7 protein-coding genes are annotated in these 7,553 nt (G+C 70.6%); 6 read left to right on the top strand and 1 reads right to left on the bottom strand.

The window, feature by feature from the left end:
• Nucleotides 1–478: 478 nt before the first annotated feature.
• The 6 genes from H9658_RS16570 (at nt 479) to H9658_RS16595 (ending at nt 6,593) form a co-directional block, all read left to right on the top strand.
• A complete protein-coding gene (locus H9658_RS16570) occupies nt 479–1,393 on the top strand; it encodes a biotin-independent malonate decarboxylase subunit beta (protein ID WP_191826195.1) in 915 nt (304 codons plus the stop codon).
• Nucleotides 1,393–2,097 (top strand): biotin-independent malonate decarboxylase subunit gamma, encoded by a 705-nt coding sequence (gene mdcE / locus H9658_RS16575; RefSeq protein WP_191826196.1) that lies wholly within the window; start codon nt 1,393–1,395, stop codon nt 2,095–2,097. The genes H9658_RS16570 and mdcE overlap by 1 nt, the downstream gene beginning before the upstream one ends.
• Nucleotides 2,090–2,743 (top strand): malonate decarboxylase holo-[acyl-carrier-protein] synthase, encoded by a 654-nt coding sequence (gene mdcG / locus H9658_RS16580; protein WP_191826197.1) that lies wholly within the window; start codon nt 2,090–2,092, stop codon nt 2,741–2,743. The genes mdcE and mdcG overlap by 8 nt, the downstream gene beginning before the upstream one ends.
• A gap of 554 nt (nt 2,744–3,297) precedes the next feature.
• Nucleotides 3,298–4,185: a triphosphoribosyl-dephospho-CoA synthase MdcB gene (gene mdcB / locus H9658_RS16585; RefSeq protein ID WP_318241401.1), complete on the top strand. Its 888-nt coding sequence runs from the start codon at nt 3,298–3,300 to the stop codon at nt 4,183–4,185.
• A complete protein-coding gene (locus H9658_RS16590) occupies nt 4,182–5,102 on the top strand; it encodes an acyltransferase domain-containing protein (RefSeq protein WP_191826198.1) in 921 nt (306 codons plus the stop codon). The genes mdcB and H9658_RS16590 overlap by 4 nt, the downstream gene beginning before the upstream one ends.
• Before the next feature lie 135 nt (nt 5,103–5,237).
• Entirely contained in the window at nt 5,238–6,593 is a 1,356-nt protein-coding gene (locus H9658_RS16595) for an SLC13 family permease (protein WP_191826199.1), read from the top strand.
• 156 nt (nt 6,594–6,749) lie between these two features.
• On the opposite strand, the gene H9658_RS16600 is transcribed toward H9658_RS16595, so the two are convergent.
• Nucleotides 6,750–7,490 (bottom strand): GntR family transcriptional regulator, encoded by a 741-nt coding sequence (locus H9658_RS16600; protein ID WP_179569293.1) that lies wholly within the window; start codon nt 7,488–7,490, stop codon nt 6,750–6,752.
• Nucleotides 7,491–7,553: the final 63 nt, after the last annotated feature.

The following is a 7,553-nucleotide window of genomic DNA, read 5'->3' on the forward strand; positions in this document are numbered from 1 at the left end:
CCACAGGTGATGTCGCTCGGTTTCTTCCTGTAGGAGGGGCTTCAGTGCCGACTGTGTCCGGAGCCTGGGACATTTCGACTCCGTTCGTCGCGGCTGAAGCCGCTCCTACAGGGAGCGCTGTGCTTGCATGGGGAGCTTCGGTGTCGAAGGCATCCGCGACAGTCGCGGTTCGGGCTCCGTTCGTCGCGACTGAAGTCGCTCCCACAGGTGATGTCGCTCGGTTTCTTCCTGTAGGAGGGGCTTCAGTGCCGACTGTGTCCGGAGCCTGGGACATTTCGGCTCCGCTCGTCGCGGCTGAAGCCGCTCCTACAAGGGATGCCGTGCCTGCGGGGAACCCTGTTGTGGGAGGGGCTTCAGCCCCGACGCGATCCGCCGGCAGCGCCTGGATGCCGCCGGCCGCGATCCAGGCGCCTGCTGCAACGAACGAGCGTCCCGCATTGTCCATCCGGCGAGTAAGCCACCCACACCGGAGCTGCGCATGAGCGCGATCCCGAACAACCGCCGCCCGCGCAGTTTCTACGAAGCCGACGCGCGCGAGCGCATCGCCGGCCTGCTCGATCCTGGCTCGTTCCGCGAGTTCGTCGGCCCGCGCCAGCGCGCGATGAGTCCGCACCTGGCGCAGCTGGACCAGCCCGGTGCGTTCGACGACGGCATCGTCGTCGGCGAGGGCCGGCTCGACGGGCGCACGGTGCTGATCGCCGCGCAGCAAGGCCAGTTCATGGGCGGCGCGGTCGGCGAGGTGCACGGCGCCAAACTCACCGGGCTGCTGCAGCGCGCCGCGGCGACCAAGCCGTCGGCGGTGCTGCTGCTGCCCGACACCGGCGGCGTGCGCCTGCACGAAGCCAACGCCGGACTGATCGCGATCTCCGAAATCATGCGCGCCACCCTGGACGCGCGCGCCGCCGGCGTGCCGGTGCTGGCGCTGATCGGCAGCGGCAACGGCTGCTTCGGCGGCATGGGCATCGTCAGCCGCTGCTGCTCGCGCATCGTCATGTCCGAGGAGGGGCGGTTGGGCCTTTCCGGTCCGGAAGTGATCGAGACCGTGCGCGGCGTGGAGGAATTCGATTCGCGCGATCGCGCCCTGGTGTGGCGGGTGACCGGCGGCAAGCACCGCTATCTGCTCGGCGAAGCGCAGGCCTTGGTCGCCGATGCCATCGAGGATTTCCGCGCCGCGGCGATCGCCGCGCTGGCGGCGGCGCCGCCGGCCGAAGACGACGACGGCCTGTCGCGCATCGCCGCAGAACACGCCGCGCTGCGCCAGCGCCTGGACGCCTATGGCGACTGCCGCGACGGCATCGACATCTGGCGCCGCCAGGGCATCGCCGATCCCGAAGCGCTGCCGCTGCTGGACACCGCCGCCTTCCTTGCCGCCGTCGCCGACCGGAGCCCGTGATGGAACTGATGCCTTTGCTGGAAGCGTTGTTCCCGCTCGGCCACCGGGTCGAGGTGCGCGATGGCGTGATCGGCGGCAGCGCCAGCACCGCGCTCGGCGAGGTCACCGTGATCGGCAGCGCCGACAAGCTGGAAGTGGGCGTGGAGCACGCGCTGGCGCTGGCCGCCGCGGTGCTGGACAGCACCCGCACGCACCCGCAGCGGCCGATCGTGATGCTGGTCGATACCGCCGGCCAGCGGCCTTCGCGCAAGGACGAACTGCTCGGCATCAACGGCTATTTCGGCCATCTGGCGCAATGTCTGGACCTGGCGCGGCGGCGCGGCGCGCGGTTGCTGACGCTGGTCTACGGCGAATCGGTGAGCGGCGGCTTCCTTGCCTTCGGGCTGATGGCCGACGCGATCTACGCGCTGCCCGAGGCGCAGGTGCGGGTGATGGACCTGCGCGCGATGGCGCGGGTCACCAAGCAGCCGTTGGAGAAGCTGCAAGCCTTGAGCAAGAGCTCGCCGGTGTTCGCGCCGGGCGTGGAGAACTATGTGGCGATGGGGGCGGTGGAAGCGCTGTGGCAGGGCGATCTGGCGCAGGCGCTGGTCGCCGCGCTGCAGGCGCCGCTGCACGGCGATGTCCGCGCGCAGCGCGGCGCCGAGCGCAATGGCCGCCTGCTCGCTGCGCCGATCGCCGCGGAGGTCGCCGCCGGCCATGTATGAGCCGCTCGCCCGGCACGACCTGGTCTGGCTGGCGGCCGATGCGCCATGGCAGGCACGCACGCCGGGCGCGCAGGCGCGCCGGCGCGACTGGTTCGCGGCCGGCCATCCGGCGATCGTCGCGCGCGGCGATCGCAGCGACGACGCGCAGCTGCTGCGCCTGGGCGTGCCGTTGCCGCCGGCCGAAGGCAAACAGCGGCTGTCGCTGTCGGCCGAGCGCGATGCGGTGGTGCGGCAGCGCGCGCCGCTGACGCTGGACGAAGTCTGCGCGCAGCGGCCGGCAGTGCCGGCGTGGCAGGTGCCGCTGCGCGAGTTGCAGGCGCTGGCCGCCACGCATGGCCTGATCCCGCGCGTATTCGGCGCCTTCGCCTGGCAGGCGCTGACCGGCTTGCCCTACGTGCAGGCCGGTTCGGACATCGATCTGCTGTGGCCGGTGCCATCGCCGGCGCAGGCCTCCGCGCTGCTCGCCGACCTGGCGCGCTGGGAACAGCACCACGGGCATCGCGTGGATGGCGAAGTGCTGCTGCCCGACGGCAACGCGGTGAGCTGGCGCGAGCTGGCCGGCGACAGCGCGCAACTGCTGGTCAAGGCGCTGCGCGACTGCCGGCTGCAGCCGCGCGCCGAGCTGCTGCAGGCATGGGGGGCGTGATGGATCTGCAGGCTGGGCGCGGCGTGGAATACGATTGCTTCCCGGCGTCGTCGGCGCCCGCAAGCGCGGACGTGTCGGCGCCAGAAGCGGTCGGGGCTGAAGCCCCTCCTACAGTGGACCCGGCGGATCACTCGCTGACTCCTGTAGGAGCGGCTTCAGCCGCGACAAACGCAGCCTCGGAGCTTCCGGCTTCGGAAGCCGTCGGGACTGAAGTCCCTCCCACAGTGCAGGTGGTCGACCATCCGCAAGCCTCTGTAGGAGCGGCTTCAGCCGCGACGAACGAAGTGAGAAACCTTGGTGGCTTTGCTTGTCTGTCGCGGCTGAAGCCGCTCCTACAGTGCAGCCTGCGAGCAGGACGCAAGTCCCTTGTGGGAGCGACTTCAGTCGCGACGAGTGAAGCAATGGAGGTGCTGCGACCTGACCTTGTCGGGACTGCAGTCCCTCCCACAGTGCGCCCGGCGAACAGCTCGCAAGTTCCTGTAGGAGCGGCTTCAGCCGCGACGAGCGAAGCCGCTGTCTTTCCGATGCCGGAAGCGGTTGGGGCCGAAGTCCCAGTGCAATTCGTTAGCTGTCCGCGAGCCGCTTCAGTACCCACGAACGCAACGGCGAACGCGCACGATGCCGCAAGCACGCCGCACCGCCTCGGCCGTCTCGCCGTCGCCAGCCTGCATGCCGAGCTGGCCTGCGCGCCGAAGCCGGGCCTGGTCACGCCATTCGATCGCGGCAGCCACGACGACATGGACGCGTCCACGTTCCTGCGCAGCCTGTTCGCGCTGCGCGGCTACTTCGTCGCGATCGCCGCCGCCGCCGCGGCCGGTGCGGCGTTCCCCGCGCTGCGCGAACTCGGCATCGGTGCCGAGCGCGCCATGCTGCGCGCCACCGGCGGGGTCAACACCCATCGCGGCGCGATTTTCAGCCTGGGCCTGCTGGTCGCGGCGGCGGCGCGGCTGCGCAGCCCGAATCAGGCGATGCCGGATGGCGTGGCGGTCTGCAACGCAGTCGGCGTCTGGCGCGATGCGCTGTTGGACGCGCCGCTGGACCCGCACAGCCACGGCCAGCGCATGCGCCGCCTGCATGGCGTGGCCGGCGTGCGCGAACAGGCGGCGGCCGGGTTCCCGCTGCTGCGCCAGGTGGCGCTGCCGAGCCTGCGCGCGGCGTTGCGCGCAGGCCTGGCGCAGGATGCAGCGCTGGCGCAGACCCTGCTGCAGCTGATCGCGCAGACCGACGATCTGAATCTGCTGCATCGCGGCGGCCGCGACGGGCTGCGCTTCGCGCAACGCCGCGCGCGTGCGTTCCTCGAGGCTGGCGGCGCGGCGCAGCCGGATTGGCGGCAGCAGCTGTCGCGCATCGGCGAGGCCTTCGTCGCGCGCCGGCTCAGCCCGGGCGGCAGCGCCGACCTGCTCGCCTGCGCCTGCTTCCTGCAGCGCCAGGAGGGCGTATGAGCCTGGCGCTGCTATGCCCGGGACAGGGCGCGCAACATCCGGCGATGTTCGACTACGTCGTCGGCGAACCTGCAGCCGAGGCGGTGCTGGCCGCGGCGGCGCAGGTGCTCGGCGCCGATCCGCGCGCGCTGGCCGGCGACGACGCGCGCTACGACAATGCGATCGCGCAGCCGCTGGTGTGCGCTGCGGTGCTGGCCAATGCCGCGGCGCTGCTGCCGCAACTGTCGACGCCGGCGTTGCTGCTCGGCTACAGCATCGGCGAGCTGGCCGCGCATGCCTTGGTCGGCGGCATGGACGCGTCCGCCTGCCTGGCGCTGGCGGTGCGGCGCGCGCAGCGCATGGATGCGGCCAGCCGCAATGGCGACGGCCTGATCGCGGTGCAGGGTCTGCTGCGCGACGCGGCCGAGACGCTGTGCGCGCAGACCGGGCTGCATATCGCCATCGTCAACGGCGACGATCACCTGATTCTCGGCGGCCATGCCGATGCGCTGGCGCACGGCGAGCGGCAGGCGCGTGCGCAGCGCGCACGGGTCACCCGCCTGCCGGTGGCGGTGGCTGCGCACACGCCGTTGCTGGCGAGCGCGGCGCAGGCCTTCGCCGCCGATCTGCGCGCCGCGCCGCTGGCGGCGCCGCGCGCCGCGGTGCTGGCCGGCATCGACGGACACCGCATCGGCGACCGCGACGACGCCATCGGCGCCTTGTCGGCGCAGCTGGCGACGACGCTGGATTGGGCGGGAACGCTGCGCCAGGCCGCCGAACGCGGCGCGCGCGTGTTCCTGGAACTGGGGCCGGGCGGTGCGCTGGCGCGCATCGCACGCGAGTTGCTGCCGGAGTGCCAGGCGCGCTCGGTGGAAGAGTTCGGCAGCCTGGCCGCGGCGGCGGCCTGGGTGCGGCAGGCGGAGCAACGCATGCAGTGATGCAGCCGTGGCGGCGGGAGGGGGCGGCGATGGGAGCCGTCGCGCCGCAACGGCGGTAGGCAGTTGGCGAACGACCCAGGATGGCGGGTGGCCATTCGCGGCAGTGGTACGGATCCAGCAAGCTCGGGAGGGCGCATGAGTCCACAAATCGCGACGATCATCGGCTTGATCGTCATGTTCATCGTGGCCACGGCGTTGCCGGTCAACATGGGCGCGGTCGCGTTCGCGTTGGCCTTCATCATCGGTGGCGTCTGGGTCGGCATGGACGGGAAGGAGGTCTTGGCCGGATTCCCCGGCGACCTGTTCCTGACCCTGGTCGGCATCACCTATCTGTTCGCGATCGCGCGCAACAACGGCACCATCGATCTGTTGGTGCATTGGGCGGTGCGCGCGGTCCGCGGCAAGATCGTGGCGATCCCGTGGGTGATGTTCGTGGTCACCGCGGTGCTGACCGCCTTCGGCGCGCTCGGTCCTGCGGCGGTGGCGATCATCGGCCCGGTCGCGCTGCGCTTCGCCAAGCAGTACAGGATCAATCCGCTGCTGATGGGCCTGCTGGTGATCCACGGCGCGCAGGCCGGCGGGTTCTCGCCGATCAGCGTGTACGGCGGCATCACCAACAAGGTGGTGGAGAAGGCCGGGCTGGACGTGACCGAGATGGCGGTGTTCCTGACCAGCCTCGGTTTCAACCTGCTGATGGCGCTGATCTGCTTCTTCGCCTTCGGCGGCCTGGCGCTGCTGCGGCGCGAACAGACGCCGTCGCTGGCCACGGCCGACTACGTGCCGGTGGGCGATCAGTCCTCGCACCGCCAGTTCGCGATCGAAGGCCATGGCGCATTGCTGTCGGCCGGCGGCGGCACCTTGTCCACCGATCCGGTGGCGCTGGACGCGGTGAGCCTGAACCGCGATCGTGTGCTGACCCTGTTCGGCCTGCTCGGCCTGGGCATCGCCTCGCTGATCTACAACCTCAACGTCGGCCTGGTCTCGATGACCGTGGCGGTGGCGCTGGCGCTGCTGTCGCCGAAGGCGCAGAAGGGTGCGGTGGACGGCATCAGCTGGTCCACGGTGCTGCTGATCAGCGGCGTGGTCACCTACGTGGCGGTGCTGCAGGAGAGCGGCGCGGTGGACTACATCGGCAACGGCGTGTCCGACATCGGCATCCCGCTGCTCGGCGCGCTGCTGGTGTGCTACGTCGGCGGCATCGTCTCCGCGTTCGCCTCCTCGGCGGCGGTGCTGGGCGCGACCATCCCGCTGGCGGTGCCGTTCCTGCTGCAGGGCCACCTCGGCGCGGCCGGGGTGATCTGCGCGCTGGCGATCTCCTCCACGGTGGTGGACGTGAGCCCGTTCTCGACCAACGGCGCGCTGGTGGTTGCCTCGGCCGCCCCGGACGAACGCGAGTCGCTGTACAAGCGCTTCCTGATCTACAGCGGCCTGGTGGTGCTGTTCGGCCCGCTGCTGGCGTGGTTGCTGCTGGTGGTGCCGGGGTGGCTTTGAGGCCGGGATTGGGGATTCGGCATTCGGGATTCGTTAAAGCGGGTCGCGGTTGCTGATCCAACGTGAGTTGCACAGAAAAGCGCAGGCCCTTGGTCGGCGCTTTTTTGTGTGGGGTTTCAATCAGCGCATCTGCTCATCGCGCAGCAGATGCTGCTGTTACGAATCCCCAATCTCCAATCCCGAATCCCGGCCCCTAGGCAATGGCGCCGGCACATTCAACTTGCCGCCGGCGGCCACGTACATCGCCAGGGCGTTGCCCTGGCTTTGCAGGTGGCGGTTCATGGTGCGCTCGGCGCCTTCGGCGTCGCCGCGGCGGAAGCAGTCCATCAGTTCGCGGTGTTCGGACAGCGATTGCTGCATGCGTCCGGGCGCCAGCAGCTGGCGGCCGCGGTGCATCTTGAGGATGCGGTGCAGGTCGTGGGTGACGCGGATCAGCCACGGGTTGCCGGCGAATTCCTGCACCGATTCGTGGATCAGGTAGTTCTGCCGGTAGTACTCGGCCAGGTCGCCTTCGTCGGCGGCCTGCTCCATGCGCGCGTGCAGCGTTTCCAGCCGCGCCAGGCCGGCGGCGTCGACCTTGCGCACCGCCTCGTAGGCGCAGCGGCCTTCCAGCAGCGCCATCACCGGGAACAGCTCGTTGAGGTCTTCCAGGTTCAGCCGGGTCACGCGCGCGCCGCGGCCCGGTTCGATCTGCACCAGGCCTTCGGCGGCGAGCAGCTTCAGGCTCTCGCGCAGCGGGGTGCGGCTGATGCCCAGTTCGGCGACCAGTGCCGGCTCGTCGATCCACTCGCCCGGCGGCAGCACGTAGTCGTAGATCTTCTGCCGCAGCCGTTCGGCCACGTCTTCGTACAGCGCCACGCGCTTGCGCGGTGCGCGGGTGTCGGGCGCGAGAGTCATCGGCGGATCGGAACGCTCTGGAGCCTGTAACGGCGATGCAACCATTCTAGCGGCCGGGGGGGG

Source organism: Xanthomonas bonasiae (assembly GCF_014836395.1).
Taxonomy (GTDB): domain Bacteria; phylum Pseudomonadota; class Gammaproteobacteria; order Xanthomonadales; family Xanthomonadaceae; genus Xanthomonas_A; species Xanthomonas_A bonasiae.

What these genes read in the sequence shown, in the direction of transcription:
- H9658_RS16570 (WP_191826195.1), top strand. Translation starts at nt 479, where the DNA reads ATGAGCGCGATCCCGAACAACCGCCGCCCGCGCAGTTTCTACGAAGCC.
- mdcE (WP_191826196.1), top strand. Translation starts at nt 1,393, where the DNA reads ATGGAACTGATGCCTTTGCTGGAAGCGTTGTTCCCGCTCGGCCACCGG.
- mdcG (WP_191826197.1), top strand. Translation starts at nt 2,090, where the DNA reads ATGTATGAGCCGCTCGCCCGGCACGACCTGGTCTGGCTGGCGGCCGAT.
- H9658_RS16590 (WP_191826198.1), top strand. Translation starts at nt 4,182, where the DNA reads ATGAGCCTGGCGCTGCTATGCCCGGGACAGGGCGCGCAACATCCGGCG.
- H9658_RS16595 (WP_191826199.1), top strand. Translation starts at nt 5,238, where the DNA reads ATGAGTCCACAAATCGCGACGATCATCGGCTTGATCGTCATGTTCATC.
- H9658_RS16600 (WP_179569293.1), bottom strand. Translation starts at nt 7,490, where the DNA reads ATGACTCTCGCGCCCGACACCCGCGCACCGCGCAAGCGCGTGGCGCTG.